A 1788-nucleotide genomic window follows, 5' to 3' on the forward strand; every position below is an offset into this window, starting at 1 on the left:
CCCACAGAGAGCCCCTCGCGGGCGCGGGGGCGCGGGGGGCGGGGGGGGGGGGGGGGGGGGCGGGGCCCGCCCCCCGCCCCCCCCCCCCTCCGCACTTTTCCGCCCGGGCCGGCCTAGAAGAAGCCCACCGCGTCGGGGGAGTAGCTGACCAGCAGGTTCTTGGTCTGCTGGTAGTGCTCCAGCAGCGCCTTGTGGTTCTCCCGCCCGATCCCGGAGTTCTTGTAGCCGCCGAAGGCCGCGTGCGCGGGGTAGTTGTGGTAGCAGTTCGTCCACACACGGCCCGCCTGGATGGCGCGTCCGGCCCGGTGCGCGGTGTTGAGGCTGCGGGTCCACACGCCCGCGCCGAGCCCGTACTGGGTGTCGTTGGCGAGCGCGACCGCCTGGTCGAAGCCGTCGAAGCGGGTCACCGAGACGACCGGTCCGAAGATCTCCTCCTGGAAGACGCGCATCGAGTTGTCGCCCTCGAAGACCGTCGGCGTCACGTAGTACCCGCCGGCCAGGGCGCCGCCGAGGTCCGCGCGCTCGCCGCCGGTGAGGACCTTGGCCCCCTCGGCCTGGCCGATCTCGAAGTAGGAGAGGATCTTCTTCAGCTGCTCGGCGCTGGCCTGGGCGCCGACCTGGGTGTCGGTGTCCAGCGGGTCGCCCTGGCGCATCGCGCGCACCCGCTGCAGGCCGTCGGCGAGCAACCGCTCGTAGATCGGGGCGTCGATCAGCGCGCGGCTGGGGCAGGTGCAGACCTCGCCCTGGTTGAGGGCGAACATCGCGAAGCCCTCGACGGCCTTGTCGTAGAAGGCGTCCTGGGCGTCGGCGACGTCCGCGAAGAACACGTTGGGGCTCTTGCCGCCGAGTTCCAGGCTGACCGGGATCAGGTTGTCGGCCGCCGCGCGGGAGATCAGCCGGCCGGTGGAGGTCTCGCCGGTGAAGGCGAGCTTGCGGATCCGCGGACTGGCGGACAGCGGGGCGCCGGCCTCCTCGCCGAAGCCGGTGACGATGTTGAGCACCCCGGGCGGCAGCAGGTCGGCGGTCAGCTCGGCGAGCAGCAGCACCGAGGCCGGGGTCTGCTCGGCGGGCTTGAGCACCACCGCGTTGCCGGCCGCGAGTGCCGGGGCCAGCTTCCAGACCGCCATCAGGATCGGGAAGTTCCACGGGATGATCTGGCCGACCACGCCCAGCGGCTCGTGGAAGTGGTAGGCGACGGTGTCCTCGTCCAGCTGGGAAAGGCCGCCCTCCTGGGCGCGCAGCGCGCCGGCGAAGTAGCGCAGGTGGTCGACGGCGAGCGGGAGGTCGGCGGCCAGCGTCTCGCGCACCGGCTTGCCGTTCTCCCAGCTCTCCGCGACGGCCAGCTGCTCCAGGTTGGCCTCCATCCGGTCGGCCATCCGCAGCAGCACCTGGGACCGCTCGGCAGCCGGGGTGCGGCCCCAGGCGGGGGCGGCGGCGTGGGCCGCGTCCAGGGCGGCCTCGATGTCCTCGGCGGTGCCGCGGGCGACCTCGGTGAAGACCTCGCCGGTGACCGGGGTCGGGTCGCCGAAGTACCGGCCGTGCACCGGAGGCGTCCATCCGCCGCCGATCCAGTGCTCGTACCGGGAGCGGTAGGCGACGATGCTGCCGGGCGCACCGGGGGGCTGGTAGACCGTCATGCTCTGGTGTCTCCTCGCGACGTCGGGCGCCGCCCGGGCCGCGGGCCGGGGCGGCGCGGGGGGGGGCCCCCCCCGGGGGGCGCCCCCCCGGGGGGGGGCCCCCCCCCCCCCCCCCGCCCCCCCCCGCCCCCCCCCGCCCGAGCCCCACACA

At 74.8% G+C, this 1788-nt stretch carries 1 protein-coding gene; it reads right to left on the bottom strand.

Annotated elements, in window-relative coordinates; all coding sequences use genetic code 11:
* Positions 1–113 precede the first annotated feature (113 nt).
* Positions 114–1637 (bottom strand): aldehyde dehydrogenase family protein, encoded by a 1524-nt coding sequence (locus ACFV0O_RS17870; protein ID WP_380342399.1) that lies wholly within the window; start codon positions 1635–1637, stop codon positions 114–116.
* Positions 1638–1788 lie beyond the last annotated feature (151 nt).

Origin of the sequence: Kitasatospora sp. NPDC059577, assembly GCF_042735475.1 — a bacterium.
Classification (GTDB): Bacteria; Actinomycetota; Actinomycetes; order Streptomycetales; family Streptomycetaceae; genus Kitasatospora.

Bases quoted from the DNA above. Each gene is read 5' to 3' on its own strand.
- ACFV0O_RS17870 (WP_380342399.1), bottom strand. From the start codon at position 1,637: ATGACGGTCTACCAGCCCCCCGGTGCGCCCGGCAGCATCGTCGCCTAC.